We start from the raw sequence: 14,470 nt of genomic DNA, 5'->3' as shown, positions 1-14,470 counted from the left end.
TGTATACCGGCAACCGCGTTCACATACGACCAGGCCGAGTCCCGGCCTCAGGAGAATTCTCCTTCGTCAGCCCGATCCCACGGGTTTCTGCGCCGTCGCTCGGTGCCGTTCGCCCGACTCGGTCAGTCCGACAAGTAGCCTTCCCAGGAGGTTAGTTGGGATGAACGCCCGACTGCGCAGCCAGGCCGTAATGGCCGCCGTCAGCACATGCATCATCATGCTGACCGTGTCCTACTACACCTTTCCGGAACAGCGGCTGATCTTCGTCGGCATTGGAGTGACCGGCGTCATCGGTATTCTCCTTGGTGTATTTCTCAACCATCCGGCTCATCGACTGCCCTGGCTGATGCTCGCCGCGGGAAACTTCGCTTTCGCCGCGGGCCAGCTCGCCCAGATCATCCTCATTCAGTTTCACGAGCCGACGTTTCCGTCCATCGCTGACGGCTTCTATCTCGCGGCATATCCGCTCTATGCGGCCGGGCTGCTGGGCTTCGGCCACTGGCGCACGGGCCGGCGCGACCGCGCGAGCCTCGTCGACGCGCTGACGCTGACAGTCGGCCTGGCACTCCTGTCGTGGCTCTTCCTCATCGACCCGTACGCCCGCGCCGTGGGTCTCACGTGGGTGCAGAAAGCGTTCTCCATCGCCTATCCGCTCGGCGACATCCTCGTCCTGGCGATGCTCCTGCGTCTGCTCGCCGGCCGTGGCGGGAAGAGCCGCTCACTCATGCTGCTCACCACAGGCACTGTCGGCCTGCTCACCGCCGATGTGGCTTACGGCCTGATCCAACTGCACGGGACGTGGCGCACGGGCACCGTGGTCGACCTCGGCTGGGCCGTCCTGTACGGCGCCTGGGCGGCCGCCGCGCTCGATCCGTCCATGCGGTCGCTGACCCAGCCGGTGCCAACACTCACCGACACCGGCAGGGGCAGACTGAGCCTGCTCACCCTGGCGTCGCTGATCGCGCCGGCCATCCTCCTGATGGAGGCGGTGCGCGGCGTGAGGTCCAACGTCGGCGTGATCGGAGCGTTCTCCGCTGTGCTCTTCCTCCTCGTGCTGTACCGCCTGGCGGGCGTGGCGGCGACCCACCGGCAGGCGGTCGGCCGGGAGAAGGTGCTGCGCATCGCCGTGTCGTCGCTGGGCGAAGCGAGCGATCTGCGGGATGTGGCCGCCGCCGTCCACCCCGCGGTGATGGGGCTGGTGTCGCACGGCGCGCCGCGTTCCCTGCTGCTCACCGTGCCGGACAAAACGCTCTGGGTGAACGGGGCGCACGGCGCGGGACGCGGGCCCGCGTTTGCGCGGGTGATCACAGCCGTACAGGTACTGACCGCGTCCGGCGAGAACCGCCTGATGGCCCTCGACGGCGTGGGGTCCGATCTCGCCGCCCACCTCACGGGCCCGGGCAAGGAGCCGACCCGCGCCGACCACGCGCTGATCTGCCCGCTCACCTCGCAGGATCACCCCTCGGGCGATCCGCTGATCGGGGCGCTGATCGTGGCCGGGAACGAGCGAGACCTGCTCGTGCTCCGCGACACGCTGGCGACTCTCGCCGCACAGACGGCACTTGCCGTCGCGCGGGTCGCCCTCGCCCAGGAGGTCAACCAGCGCAACAGCGAGGCGTATTTCCGCACGCTGGTGCAGAACGCCTCCGACGTCATCCTGATCCTCGACGACGACGACCGGGTCCGTTACGCCAGCCCCTCCGCCGACCAGGTGCTCGGCGTTCCGGACCTGGAGGGCACCCACCTCATCGATCTGGTGCCGCCGCAGGACAGCCGCGCGGTGGTCGAGACACTCGGCCGGATACGCAGTCACGAGTTCCAAAGCAGGCGCGAGCACTGGCGCATGGTCCGCGCCGACCGGTCGACCATCGAGGTCGAGGTGAGGTGGAGCGACCTGCGCCAGGAGGCGACCGTCGGTGGGGTGGTGCTCACCCTGCAGGACGTCACCGAACAGCGCAAGCTCGAACGCGAACTCACCCACCAGGCGTTCCACGACTCGCTCACCGGCCTGGCCAATCGCGTGCTCTTCCAGGACCGGGTCAGCCACGCACTGGTGCAGGCTCAGCGCGACGGCACGGTGGTCGGCGTGCTCTTCCTCGACGTGGACGACTTCAAGGTCATCAACGACATACACGGCCACGGCGTGGGCGACGAACTCCTGGTCGCGCTGTCACTCCGGCTGCAGACCACCGTCCGAGCCTCCGACACCGCCGCTCGCATCGGCGGCGACGAGTTCGCGATGTTGGTGGAGGGCTCCGTTTCGCCGGAGGGCGTGGAGCGGTTCACAGAACACGTGATGACGGTGTTCGCCGAGTCGTTCCGGCTGAGTGTGGGGCCGGTGAGCACCTACGCCAGCATCGGCGTCGCGACGACGGAGGACAGCATCGACTCGGTCGAACTGCTGACACACGCCGATCTCGCGCTGTACTCGGCGAAGACGGCGGGCAAGCGCCAGTGGCGCCGCTACCACCCGGATCTGCAGAGCGGCATGGCCGAGCGTGCCAAATTGCAGGAAGGCTTGGACAGTTCGCCGATCGAGACGTCTTTCCTGGTGCTGTACCAGCCCATCGTGGAGCTGGCCGGCGGGCAGATCGCAGGCTTCGAGGCGCTGGTTCGCTGGCCCCACTCCACGCGCGGCATGGTGATGCCGGAGCAGTTCATCACGCTGGCCGAGGAGAGCGGGCAGATCGTCCCGCTCGGCGCCTGGGTTCTCGACCAGGCCGCGGCCGAAGCTGTCCGATGGCGGGGCTCCGTACGGCGCGACGGGACAGCCGACCGCAACACCCCTTACGTGAGCGTGAATGTGTCGCCGCGTCAGTTCCGGGACGAGGAGTTCTACAACGTGGTCCGGCGCGCCCTGGATCTCTCCGGCATCGAACCGTCGTCTCTCGTCCTGGAACTGACCGAGAGTGTGCTGATGTACAACGACGAACGTATCCTGAACGAAATGAGTTCGCTCACCGACCTCGGGATCCGCTTCGCGATTGACGACTTCGGAACCGGCTACTCGTCGCTCAGCTATCTGCGTGAGTTCCCGATCTCGATACTCAAGATCGACAAGTCGTTCGTCGACGAACTCGGGCGCTCGCCCGAGCAGTACGCCTTGGTCGAAGGCATCACTCATCTCGCGGACACACTCGGTCTCACGGTGATCGCGGAAGGGGTGGAGAACGTGCGGCAGCAGGAGTTGCTGATCTCCATGGGCTGCCGGTTGGGCCAGGGATACCTCTTCGCGGAGCCGGTCAGCGCCGAGGAGGCCGAGCATCTCGTCCTCGCGCCGCCGCTCGGCCACCTGGCCGGATTGCCCGAGGCGCCCGCGGAAGAACAGCGGTGACAGCGGCGGCTCTCTCCTGCGGGGGCACAGGTCGTGCCCCCGCAGGACGCTGCGCGAGGCAGGAGACCCAAGGTGACGGAACATGATCACCCGCCGGCGGAGCCGGCTGCGCTGTGCGTCGTCCTGCGCAACGACGAGGAGCAGTACGCGATCTGGCCCGCCGATCGCCGGATTCCGGCCGGGTGGCTGGGGATCGGCGGGCCGGCGTCCGCCGCGTCGTGCCGGAGCCTGGTCGACCGCCTGTGGACCGACATGCGGCCCGCCAGCGCCCGTGCCGAGCGGCGGCATCCGGGGTCCGGACCGCGGACCGTGCCGGAGCTGGTCCGGGAGCGGGCGCGGCGTCAGCCGTCCGCTCTCGCGGTGCTCTCGGACGAGGGCCGGCTCAGTTACGCCGAGCTGACCAGCCGCGCCGACCGGCTTGCCCACGAGCTGCGGGAGGCGGGCGTCGGCGCCGAGTCCGTCGTCACCGTGTGCCTCGACCGCGTGCCCGAGCTGATCGTCACGCTGCTGGCGGTGCTGAACTCCGGCGGCGCGTTCCTGCCCCTCGACCCGGCGACTCCGCCGCAACGGATGGTCGCACTGGTCACGGAGACCGGTTCACGCCTCATCGTCTCGAGCCGCGAGCACGCCCCGATCTTCGCCGGATGCCAGGCGCGGATCGTCCATCCCCAGATCGCCGGGGAACCGGCCACGCAGGCGCCGCCGGAAGGGCCGCGTCCGGCAGGCGACCCCAGGCCGGACGACCTCGCCTACGTGATCTACACCTCCGGGTCCACCGGACCACCCAAGGGTGTGATGATCACCCACCGTTCGCTGGCCCACTCCCTCACCGCGGTGGCCCGGGCATACGAACTGACGCCCGCCGACCGGGTGCTGCACGCCGCGGCGCTCGGCTTCGACACCTCACTGGAGCAGATCTTCGCCACGCTGATCAGCGGCGCGACGCTGGTCCTCTCGGGAACACCGACGTGGGCACCCTCCGACCTGCTGCGCCGCCTCCCGGAGCACCGGATCACCGTCGCCGATCTGACCCTCGCCTACTGGCAGCGCATCGTCTCCGTCGCGGACCGCGGCGACAGCCTCGCGTCGCTCAGGCTCGCCATCGTCGGCGGGGAGATCGTCACCGCGAAGGACTGCCGCGCCATTTTGCGCCGGATCCCCGGCGCGCGGCTCGTCAACGCCTACGGGCTCACCGAGACCACCATCACTTCCACGCTCTGTGACCTGAACGAGGAAGTGCTCGCCACGCCGGACAGCGCCGTCGCCCCGGTCGGCAGGCCCTTGGAGGGAACCCACGTCCACGTACTCGACGCCGAACTGCGCCCGGCGCGGCAGGGCGAGCGCGGCGAGATCTACATCGGCGGCCCGGGGGTGGCGCGCGGTGTCTGGCGGCACCCCGCCCTGACCGCCCAGCAGCTCCTGCCCGACCCGCACGGCTCCACACCGGGGAACAGGATGTATCGCACCGGGGATCTGGGCCGCCGGCGCTCGGACGGCAACCTGGAAGTCCTGGGCCGGGTCGACGACCAGATCAAGATCCGCGGGTTCCGGGTCGACCCGGCCGAGGTCGAGGCCGCGCTCGTCTCCCGCCCGGAGGTTGCCCAGGCGATGGTGGTGGCGCGGACGCGCGACAACGGCGACCGGGACCTCATCGCCTACTACACGCCTGCCTCGCCGCCGTCCGGCGGCGAGGCGGCGCTGCGCACCCGGCTGCGGTCGGAACTCACCGATGTCCTGCCGGGTTACATGATCCCGGCAGCCTTCCACGCGGTGGAACGACTGCCCGTCGCGCCCAGCGGAAAGCTCGACCGCAGGGCCGTGCCGCAACCCGGGACCACGGCGCCGACGACCGACGCCGACGACCGTCCGGTGGCGCAGGGGATGGCGCAGTTGTGGAGCCAGATCCTGGGCGTGGAGTACGTCCGTCCGTACGACGACTTCTTCGAACTGGGCGGCAACTCGCTGCTGGCCATGGAGATGCTCGCCCGGACCCGCGTCATATTCGGCATCGGCGTCAGCCAGATCCGCGACCTGACCCGTTCACTGCTGCGGCATCCGACACTCGCCGCGTTCGCCGAGTCCGTACGCCAGGCACGGGCCGGCACACTGGCCCAACCGGACGGAGGGAGCGTCGACTTCGCCGCCGAGACCGATCGGAGCATTCCGGCGGTGGGCGGTGGTTCGCCGGCTCCGGACCCCCGGCACCCCGGCGACGTCCTCCTCACCGGGGCGACGGGGTTCTGCGGCTCGCACATGATCGACGAGCTGCTGCGCAGGACGACGGGGCGGATCCTCTGCCTGGTCCGCGCCCGTGACGAGCAGCAGGGCATGGAGCGGATCCGCGCCGGCCACCAGCGGTACCTCCACAGCGATCTGACCGACGCACGCGTCCAGCCGGTCGTCGGTGACCTCGGCAAGCCCGGACTGGGGCTGTCCCCCGGCCGGTTCGAGGAGCTGGCATCGACCATCGACGCCGTCTACCATTTCGGCGGCCAGGTCAACTTCATCTACCCGTACCACGAGTTGCGCGCGGCCAACGTCGACGGCACATACGAGATCATCCGCCTCGCCGCCGGCAGGGCCGTTCCCGTCCACTTCACATCCAGCATGGCGGTGCTCGCCGGATTCGGGCCGGCCGGGGTGCGCGAGGTGACCGAGAGCACACCGCTGAGCTTCCCGGAGTATCTGTCGGTGGGATACGTGGAGACCAAGTGGGTCGCCGAGGCGCTGCTGAAGAAGGCGTCCGACGCGGGCCTGCCGGTCGCCGTCTACCGCATGATGGACATCACGGGCAACAGCGGAACCGGGGTGATGAACCCCAGCAGCGAGACGTCCGCCCTCATCGGCTTCATCGCGCGGACCGGGCTGTGCCCTGACGTCCGGCTGCCGCTGGACTTCCTGCCGGCCGACTGCCTCGTGCGCGCGATCGGCCACATCTCCACCCGCCGGCCCGCTCGCGGCGAGGTCTACCATCTCACCAACCCCCGCACCACTCTGCTGCGTTCGCTCGCCGAGCGCCTGCGCGAGCGGGGTTACCCGGTCAAGGAGATCCGCTACACCGAGTGGATCGCCGCTTTGGTGAAGTACGCGGCCGGGCACCCCACCGACCCGATGACCGCGTTCGTCCCGCTCTTCGTCGACCGGTGCGACGGCGCCGCCGACATGACCGTGAGCGAGATGTACTTCCAGGGTGTTTTCCCGGAGTTCACCCGCACCAACGCGGAACGGGCGCTGACGGACGCCGGGATCGAGATTCCGCCGGTGGACGCGGAGATGATGGACCGCTACATCGACGTCCTCCAACAGGCCGACGAGGACCGGCCGGTGACGAGCGGAGAGCGCGGAGCGGCACGGTGGTGAGCCGATGCCCTTGCTGGGGAGCACTGGACGTGCTGGAGGCGGCCCCTGACGGACCGGTGGCCTTCTGCGCCGACCTCAGTCCCGACAGCCTCCTTGCGGCCTACCGCGCCGGGGCCTATCCGTTCCCCGCGTCGGACGAGTACACCCGCGCTCTCAACGAGGTGGTCTTCGCCGATCAGGTCCAGGAGGGCCGCATCCGGCTCTTGGGGGAGGAATCGGCCGACCCCTACGCCGTCTCATGGTGGTCGCCCGATCCCAGGCCGGTGCTGCCCGTGTCGGCCACGCACCTCAGCCGAAGCCTGGCCCGGCGGCTGCGCAACCGGCTGCAGTGGTCGACCAGCCTGGACCGGCTCTTCGAGCGGGTCGTGCTCGAATGCAGTGCCGGCCGCGCCCCCCTGTGGCTCACCGAAGAGCTGATCGCAAGCTTGGTCCGCCTGCACCAGCTGGGGCATGCCCACAGCGTCGAGGTGTGGGAGGACGGCGATCTGGTCGGTGGCGCCTTCGGCCTCCGGATCGGATCGGTCTTCAGCATGGACTCGATGTTCTTCCGCCGTCCCGGCGCCTCGAAGGTCGCGGTGACCGACCTCGCGGCGCGCTTCGCGCAGGCCGGCGGCGTGCTGCTCGACGCGCAGCGGGACAGCCCGCACGTCCGTAGCCTGGGCGCCATTCTCATCCCGCGAGAGCAGTACGTGCGGCAGCTCCGCCGCACCGTGCGCGACAGCCTGCCGATGCCCACTGCCACGCTGCCCGCCGGCCGCCTCGCCCAGCCGACGGGGTCGCGCTGACCGCGTGCTTCACGCTGTTTGCCTCCGTACCGTGTCGAGGTGCGCGAACCCGAGGTGCGCGAACCTGCACCAAGACTGGAAGCGACCTGAGATTCCGTGGTGCATCGTCAGTCCGCCCTCACTGGATGCGTAAGGTTCGCTCCGGTCCCCGGGTTGAACACGTGGGCCTTGGCCATGTCGACCTGCAGCTCCACGGGTTCCCCCTCGCGGGCACGCGTGGCGGCGTCCAGGCGGGCCACGAGGTGACTGGCGTCGGCGCCGGTGTCGCGCATGCCCGAGTCCGTGGCCAGCTCCTCCAGTTCGGCGCTCGTCGCGGGACCGCCCTCCGCGATGAAGTAGACATACACATCGGAGCCCAGCGACTCCAGTACCTCCACGGTGGTGGTGAAGACCGCGCCCCTTCGGTCACGGTCGTGCGCCAGGGCCACGTCCTCGAATGCCTCCGGCCGAAGCCCGAGGATGACCTCGCGGGGGGCGTTCTGCCGTTCCAGTGCCTGCCTCGTACGGTCGTCGAGGGGAAGGTCTCCCACGGGCGAGCGCAGGACACCGTCCTCCAGGGTGGCGTTCAGGAAGTTCATCGCCGGGGACCCGATGAAACCCGCGACGAAGATGTTGCGCGGGCGGTCATACAGCTCGGCGGGTGTGCCGATCTGCTGGACCAGGCCCTGCCTCATGACCACGACCCGGTCGCCGAGCGTCATCGCCTCGGTCTGGTCGTGGGTGACGTACACGGTGGTCGTGGCGAGGCGCCGCTGCAGCCGGGAGATCTGGGTGCGCATCTGTACCCGGAGTTTGGCGTCCAGGTTGGACAGCGGCTCGTCCATCAAGAACGCCTTGGGATCACGGACGATCGCCCGCCCCATGGCCACCCGCTGGCGCTGGCCGCCCGAGAGGTTGGCGGGCTTGCGGTCCAGGTGCTCGGTCAGGTCGAGGATCCGGGCGGCTTCCGCCACCTTGGCGTCGATGGTGGCCTTGTCCACCTTGGCCAGGCGCAGCGGAAAGCCCATGTTCTCCCCGACGCTCATGTGCGGGTACAGGGCATAGCTCTGGAACACCATGGCGACGTCGCGTTCCTTGGGCGCGAGGTCGTTGACGACGCGGTCTCCGATGCGCAGCGTGCCCTCGGTGATGTCCTCAAGTCCGGCGATCATGTTCAGGGTGGTGGACTTGCCGCATCCCGACGGACCGACAAGGATCACGAACTCGCCGTCGGCGATCTCGAGGTCCACGTCCTTCACGGCGAGGGCCCCGTCGGGAAAGCGCTTGGTGACTCCCTCAAGGATGATCTCGGCCATGGATGGTGCCTCCTTGCCTTCATGCCTTCCGGGTCCGAACACCGCGGTCGGTGTTCTCGGACCGGTGGCCTGTCTGCCGCGGTCGGCCCGTTCACCCCTTGACTGCCCCGGAGGTCAGTCCGGCGACGATCCGCCGCTGGAAGAACAGGACGAAAACGATGATCGGGATGGTGATGACCACAGCGGCGGCGGCGATCGACCCTGTGGGCTGCTGGAACTGGGAGCTCCCGGTGAAGAACGCGATCGCGGCCGGCACCGTGCGCGCGGACTCGGTGGAAGTCAGCGAGATCGCGAACAGGAAGTCGTTCCAGCAGAAGATGAACACGAGAATGGCCGTGGTGAACACGCCCGGCGCGGCCAGCGGCACGATGACCATCCGGAATGCCTGCGCGGGCGTCGCCCCGTCGACTTTGGCGGCCTTCTCCAGATCCCAGGGGATCTCCCGGAAGAAAGCCGACAGGGTGTAGATCGCGAGCGGCAGGGAGAAGGTCATGTACGGGATGATCAGTCCGACCCAGGTGTCGAAGATCCCGATGATCCGCTCGATGTTGAACAGTGGTGACACCAGGGAGATCGGGGGGAACATGGCGATCAGCAGCGACATGCCGATGAGCACCCGCTTGCCGGGGAAGCGCAGCCTGGCCACCGCATAGGCGGCCATGGTGCCCAGCGCCACCGCGATCACCGTGGCGATGAGGGCGATGCCGATGGAGTTGATCAGCGCCCGGGTGAACTCGGAGGTCGCGAAGATGCCCCGGTAGTTCTCCCAGGTCCAGTCCCTCGGGATGTAGTCGCCGTCGGTGAGGGTGCTGGGATCCTTGAACGACAGCGCGGCGATCCACCACACCGGGAACAGGGCGTACAGAACCACCACGACGTTCACGACGGTCCATCGGGCGGCGTGCGTCTTGCCTACGGCGGCCATCAGCGCTTCACCTCCGCGCCGGGTGCGGCGGCGCCGAACAGCTTGACGAAGGTGAAGGCGATGATCCCGACGCAGATGAAGATCAGGACCGAGATCGCCGACCCGATGCCCAGGTTCAGCGCGGTGAACAGGTTGTCGTACCCGAGGATCGACACGGAGCCGGTTCCCTGGGCCCCCGCGGTCAGGACGTAGATGTTGTCGAAGATCCGGAAGGCGTCCAGTGTGCGGAAGAGCAGCGCCACCAGGATGGCCGGTTTCATCAGCGGCAGCATGACCTTGGTGAAGCGCTGCCACGGGGTGGCGCCGTCCACCATGGCCGCCCTCAGGGTCTCCTCGGGGACCAGGGCGAGGCCGGCGAGCAGCAGCAGTGCCATGAACGGGGTCGTCTTCCACACCTCCGCGAGGACGATCAGCCACAGGGCCGGCCACTGCTCTGTCAGCGGGGCGTCACCTGCGGGCAGCAGTTCGGCGAGGTAGCCGAGGTCCGGGGTCCAGGCGTACTGCCACGAGAAGGCGGCGACCACGGTGACGATGCCGTACGGGATGAGGACCGACGTGCGGACGACGCCGCGCGCGAAGATCGTGCGGTGCATGACCAGGGCGAGGCACATGCCGAGGACCAGTTCGACGGCCACGGACACGGCGGTGACGAACAGCGTCACCCAGAACGCGTCCCACCAGAACTGGGAGGTCAGCACGGCTCCGTAGTTACTCAGGCCCACGAACTTCGCCTGCCCCGGAAAGCGCAGGTCGTACCGCTGGAGGGACAGGTAGACGGCGTACCCGATGGGGTACGCGGTCACGGCGAGCATGACGACGACGGCTGGTGCGCACAGCAGCCAGCCGAGCCGCCGCTCCTGCAGGGCGCCCACCGAGAGCGCCGCCTTGTTCCGCCGTGTCTGCTCCGCCTCGGGGGGTACCGGCGCTCCGGCCGGTTCCGCTTGCATGCTCACGGGATCACACCCTCGGATCGCAGGGCATCGTCGATCTGATCCCTGATGGTCTCGATCGAGCTCACCGGCTTGATCCCTGACGGCGGGGACAGCGTGTGGGAGATCGCGATCGAGATGTTCTGGTAGGCCGGAGTGAGCGGCCGTACACTCGCCGCCTGCAGGGAGGCCAGCACCTCCCGCGAGAACGGGTACGCCTTCATGAACGCCGGCTCGTCGTACAGGCCGCGCAGCGTGGGCGGCAGTCCGCCCTCGAGCGCGGCGGTGAGCTGGTTCTCCCGGTTACGCAGGCACAGCGCCGCCTCGAAGGCCAGGTCGGGGTGGCGCGAGTAGGCGCTCACAGCCAGATCGATGCCGCCGATGGTGGACCGTGCCGGGCGGTTCGCGTCGACCCGAGGGTACGGCGCCCAGCGGAAGTTCTTGAACAACTTGGCGTTGTTCGCCTTCATCGACGGATAGACGAACGGGTAGTTGAGCTCGAACGCCGCTACCCCCGACTCCATGGCGAGGCGGTTCTGGTCCTCCATCTGGTTGGACAAGGAGGGGTCCGCGGCCGGGGACTTCGCCAGATCACGCATGATCCCGGCGGCCCGCAAGGCAGGAGGACCGAGGGAAGGCTCGGTCGCGCTCGCGTTGAGGATGGAGCCGCCCGCACTGTTGATCAGCGTGTTGAACCAGACGGTCAGGCCCTCGTACTGGGCGCCCTGGATCTCCACGAAGTGCGGCTTGCCCTGCCGGGCGAGGGCGTCGGCCATGTCCTGCATTTCGGCCCAGGTCCTGGGTGGGGTGGGCACCAGGTCCTTGCGGTACCACAGGAGCTGGGTGTTGGTGTTGTACGGGACGGCGTACAGCTTGTCTTTCCAGGTCGCCGTCTGCAGCGGTACTCGCAGGGTGCCCTCGACGGCCTGCCGCTTCGCCGTTCCCGTCCATTCCCGGATCCAGCGCGCCTCGGCGAACTCCGCAGCCCAGGTGACGTCCAGGCCCAGGATGTCGAGCGAGTCGTCCTCGGCGGCGAGTCTGCGGACAAGCTGCTGGCGCTGGCCGTCCGCGGCACGCGGGAGCTTGTTGTAGCTGATCCGGTAACGGCCGCCCGACGCCTGGCTGCACCGGTCGGCCGCCTTCTGGAGGGCACCGGAGTCGTCGGGGAAGTTGTACCAGTTCAGGGTGGTCCTACCGGAGCCCTCGTCACTGCCACAAGCGGCGAGCGCCGACGCCAGCAACGGCAGTACGGCGAACGCCCGCAGCCATCGCGTCCCTCTGGAACGTCCCCTCTGACCCGAAAGGGGCCGGCAGCCGCACTTCGCGTGCACGCGCTCCACACCTCGCTTCCGGAAAGTAACACGGGACTCGAACCTCGCAGCGTTTCCCTCCCGGCGAACACTAAAGACCGCATAACGCAAGATCAAGCACATATCGCATCTAATCACCCATCGGTCCACCATGGGACTCACGGGTCTCGCGTTCGTCGGCTGTCCACGGCAGCCCCGTAGCAGTTCGCCCACCGGCAGTTCGACCCGTGCGGACTGCGAGGGTCGGTGAGACGATCCGGCGGTGGCCGGAAGACTGAGAGCGTCGCCAGCCGGCGGGGCCGTCGTGGCGGGCTTGGCCGCCCTCACGATGCTTGCGGCGCTGGCCGTGCGCTCGGACTGAATCGCCCCGGATCCCTGAGACTCCCCCGCCGGTGGATATCCCAAAACTTCGCGTGCCGTGTCATGAGGATTCCACTTCAGGCCCGCGCCAGAGGATCCCTAGGCTCACAGGCATGGACAAACCGAGCGTCATCATCACTGGGGCAGGCTCCGGCATCGGGCGGGGTATCGCCCGCGCTTTCGTCGACGCGGGATACGAGGTCTTCGCGAGTGACATCTCCCAGGAACGCCTGGAGGAGACGAAGGCCGAGCTGTCCTCCCCCTCGTCGCTCCACCTGCGGGTCGTCGACGTGAGCAGTTACGAGAGTGTCGGCGCGCTCGTCGACGAAGTGGTCGAGTCCACCGGTTCGCTGGACGTCATGGTCAACAGCGCGGGCGTCTTCGACGGGTACGCCGACGTGCTCGAGACCACGCCGGAGCTGTGGCACAAGGTCATGACGGTCAACCTCACCGGCACCTTCAACGGCTGCCGTGCCGCCGCGAAGGCCATGATCGGCCAGAAGTCCGGGCGGATCATCTCCATCGGTTCCGTCGCGGGTCAGCGCGGCGCCGCCGACGGTCTCGCCTACGTCACGTCCAAGGCCGGTATCGAGGGTCTCCACCGCCGCCTGGCGATCGACGTGGGTCCGCACAACGTCACGGCGAACGTCGTCGCACCGGGAGTCATCCGGACCAACCTGCGCGCGACCTCGGAAGAGCTCCTGGGCGACCTCGTGTCCTCCCAGAACCGTGGGATCGGGGTGTCGCCCGAGATCATGGACTTCCTCATCCCCGCGGCCCGCTCCGCCGATCCGAGCGAAGTGGCCTCCGTAGTGCTGTTCCTGGCTTCCGACGGGGCCTCCTACGTCAATGGCCAGGTGATCCGCGTCGACGGCGGGTGGAGCGCCACCTGAGGCCGCTCCGGCGCCCAGGGACGTACACGTCAGAAGCAGTCGGGCAGAAGCAGTCGGGCAGCCACTGCCCACCGATCGAGCTGAAAGGTCCTACCCGTGATACAGACGGCACTCACCGAGGCTCTCGGCATCGCCCACCCCATCTGCTCGGCGGGGATGGCGCGCGTGGCCCAGGCCGAACTGGTGGTGGCGGTGAGCAACGCCGGAGGCATGGGGTGTCTCGGGAGTGCCGGCTTCATGCCGGACACGCTGCGGGACCAGATCGAGACGATCAAGAGGGGAACGGACAAGCCCTTCGCGGCCAATCTGCTGCTGCCGGACGCCCTGACCACCGAGGACGAGCAGCAGTGGGCGCCCGTGCGCGAACTGTGGGACTCGCTCGACGACCAGGAGCGCACCAAGCTGTCGGGGATCGAGGCGCTGCTGACGCCGGGCGCCGTGGCCGATCAGGTGCAGATCGTGCTGGACGCGGCTCCGACGGCCGTGGTGCTGACCTTCGCCACGCCCGACTGGTTCATCCGGGAGTGCAAGGAGCGGGGCATCCAGGTCTTCGCTCTGGTCGGCTCGGTGGGCAAGGCGCGTGAGGCGAGCGCCGCCGGCGTCGACTTCATCGTCGCCCAGGGCACCGAGGCGGGCGGCCACACCGGGTACGTGTCGACCATGACTCTCGTACCGGCCGTGATCGACGAGGTGGACCAGCCCGTCCTGGCAGCGGGCGGCATCGCGGACGGCCGGGGCCTCGCCGCGGCGCTGGCGCTGGGCGCGGCCGGCGCCTGGGTGGGCACCCGGTTCATCGCGAGTCCGGAGGCCTTCGGGCACAGTGCGTTCAAACAGCGGGTCCTCGACGGCACGTTCAAGGACACGACGATCACCCACTCCTACAGCGGCAAGCGGATGCGCGCCTTCGCCAACAAGTGGACGAGCGAGTGGGAGGCCTCCGGGGCGCAGACCTCCGGTTTCCCCGGCCAGTACGCCGTCGCGGGACCGCGCGTGGAGACGGGATACCAGGACGGCGACCTGGACTTCGGCATGATGCCGGCCGGGCAGACCATCCAGCTGGTGCACGAGAGCGCTCCCGCGGGACACATCGTCGAGCAGATGGCCGCACAGGCGGAGGCCATCCTGCGGCGGATCGCCCCGCGGGACTGACGTACTCACCCGGCCGATGAGGGTTGGGAACTGCTGGGGTTTGGCTGAGCACGAGTGCGTTCTGACGTGTGTGAGTGAGTACCGACGTTCCCGGTCGGCGGCTGAGTGGTGTTTCCCCCTGGATGGGAAT

The 14,470-nt window shown here is 68.7% G+C and carries 9 protein-coding genes; 5 read left to right on the top strand and 4 right to left on the bottom strand.

Annotated elements, in window-relative coordinates; all coding sequences use genetic code 11:
* Positions 1 to 160 precede the first annotated feature (160 nt).
* The 3 genes from ACFYO2_RS38230 to ACFYO2_RS38220 all read left to right on the top strand — a co-directional run bounded on the left by ACFYO2_RS38230 (position 161) and on the right by ACFYO2_RS38220 (position 7,479).
* The gene (locus tag ACFYO2_RS38230; RefSeq protein WP_388358903.1) at positions 161 to 3,334 is read left to right on the top strand and encodes a putative bifunctional diguanylate cyclase/phosphodiesterase; all 3,174 of its coding nucleotides are present in this window, start codon (positions 161 to 163) and stop codon (positions 3,332 to 3,334) included.
* A gap of 72 nt (positions 3,335 to 3,406) precedes the next feature.
* Positions 3,407 to 6,694: an amino acid adenylation domain-containing protein gene (locus tag ACFYO2_RS38225; RefSeq protein ID WP_388358901.1), complete on the top strand. Its 3,288-nt coding sequence runs from the start codon at positions 3,407 to 3,409 to the stop codon at positions 6,692 to 6,694.
* Between the two features lie 29 nt (positions 6,695 to 6,723).
* Entirely contained in the window at positions 6,724 to 7,479 is a 756-nt protein-coding gene (locus ACFYO2_RS38220; protein WP_388358898.1) for a leucyl/phenylalanyl-tRNA--protein transferase, read from the top strand.
* Positions 7,480 to 7,586: 107 nt separating this feature from the next.
* Here the strand turns inward: ACFYO2_RS38220 and ACFYO2_RS38215 are convergent, their stop codons facing one another.
* The 4 genes from ACFYO2_RS38215 to ACFYO2_RS38200 form a co-directional block, all read right to left on the bottom strand.
* Positions 7,587 to 8,774: an ABC transporter ATP-binding protein gene (locus ACFYO2_RS38215; protein WP_388358896.1), complete on the bottom strand. Its 1,188-nt coding sequence runs from the start codon at positions 8,772 to 8,774 to the stop codon at positions 7,587 to 7,589.
* Positions 8,775 to 8,865: 91 nt separating this feature from the next.
* The gene (locus ACFYO2_RS38210; protein ID WP_356922793.1) at positions 8,866 to 9,699 is read right to left on the bottom strand and encodes a carbohydrate ABC transporter permease; all 834 of its coding nucleotides are present in this window, start codon (positions 9,697 to 9,699) and stop codon (positions 8,866 to 8,868) included.
* Positions 9,699 to 10,652, bottom strand: a complete 954-nt coding sequence (locus tag ACFYO2_RS38205) for a carbohydrate ABC transporter permease (protein ID WP_388358893.1) — start codon at positions 10,650 to 10,652, stop codon at positions 9,699 to 9,701. Before ACFYO2_RS38205 ends, ACFYO2_RS38210 begins: the two co-directional genes overlap by 1 nt.
* Positions 10,649 to 11,869, bottom strand: coding sequence for an ABC transporter substrate-binding protein (locus ACFYO2_RS38200; RefSeq protein ID WP_388358890.1), 1,221 nt, complete (start codon positions 11,867 to 11,869; stop codon positions 10,649 to 10,651). The genes ACFYO2_RS38205 and ACFYO2_RS38200 overlap by 4 nt, the downstream gene beginning before the upstream one ends.
* 542 nt (positions 11,870 to 12,411) lie before the next feature.
* Between ACFYO2_RS38200 and ACFYO2_RS38195 the strand changes: the two genes are divergently transcribed.
* Together ACFYO2_RS38195 and ACFYO2_RS38190 are read left to right on the top strand one after the other, a co-directional pair.
* On the top strand, positions 12,412 to 13,191 hold the full coding sequence (locus ACFYO2_RS38195; RefSeq protein ID WP_388358888.1) for an SDR family NAD(P)-dependent oxidoreductase: 780 nt from the start codon (positions 12,412 to 12,414) through the stop codon (positions 13,189 to 13,191).
* Positions 13,192 to 13,287: 96 nt separating this feature from the next.
* Positions 13,288 to 14,340 carry an NAD(P)H-dependent flavin oxidoreductase gene (locus ACFYO2_RS38190; RefSeq protein WP_388358885.1) on the top strand — a complete coding sequence of 351 codons (1,053 nt, stop codon included), beginning with the start codon at positions 13,288 to 13,290 and terminating at the stop codon, positions 14,338 to 14,340.
* Positions 14,341 to 14,470 lie beyond the last annotated feature (130 nt).

The organism is Streptomyces sp. NPDC006602 (genome assembly GCF_042870385.1).
Classification (GTDB): Bacteria; Actinomycetota; Actinomycetes; order Streptomycetales; family Streptomycetaceae; genus Streptomyces.
The sequence above is the reverse complement of the archived record's forward strand: the minus strand, read 5'-3'. Positions and strand labels throughout refer to the sequence as shown.